The sequence below is a fragment of the Aquitalea sp. ASV15 genome (assembly GCF_016429115.1).
GTDB lineage: Bacteria > Pseudomonadota > Gammaproteobacteria > Burkholderiales > Chromobacteriaceae > Aquitalea > Aquitalea magnusonii.
Genome location: NZ_JAELTZ010000127.1, coordinates 1 through 479 on the forward strand (window position 1 = coordinate 1; position 479 = coordinate 479).

Here is a 479-nt window from a genome sequence, read left to right on the forward strand (position 1 = left end):
AGCGTATACTGAAATAAATATTGCGGTGGCACTTGTTCTCGCAGGCCCTGGCGCATGGTGTCGCCGCCGAGGTAGAGCACCAAAAAGGTGACCATGGCCGCCAATAGGCCCTTCCAAAACTCTGCAGCAATATAACGATCAAGAATGCTCACAGATTTAACTTATCATAAGCATGCCCTGCTGTTACACTCGCAATTCAGAAATTGCATAGGGAAAATGAAATGGGACTTTTTGAGAAAATAAAACTTTGGCTCGCTGATACAGGCAAACAGTTAGCAATCGCGATCTTCATCGTGATGCTTTTGCGTTCTTCCATTGTGGAACCCTATAAGATTCCTTCTGGCTCGATGATTCCCACCTTGTTCATCGGTGATCATATTTTCGTGAATAAATTTGCCTATGGTTTCAAGGTACCGTTTACGGAGATTTTTTTAGATAAACCAATTTATGTTACTCACGAAAGTGTGCCCGCTCGTGGT

General features: G+C 43.6%; 1 protein-coding gene. It reads left to right on the forward strand.

What is annotated here, in order from left to right:
- Positions 1 to 221: 221 nt before the first annotated feature.
- The coding region (locus JHD64_RS21125) for a S26 family signal peptidase (RefSeq protein WP_233170651.1) at positions 222 to 479 on the forward strand (258 nt) is incomplete at its 3' end.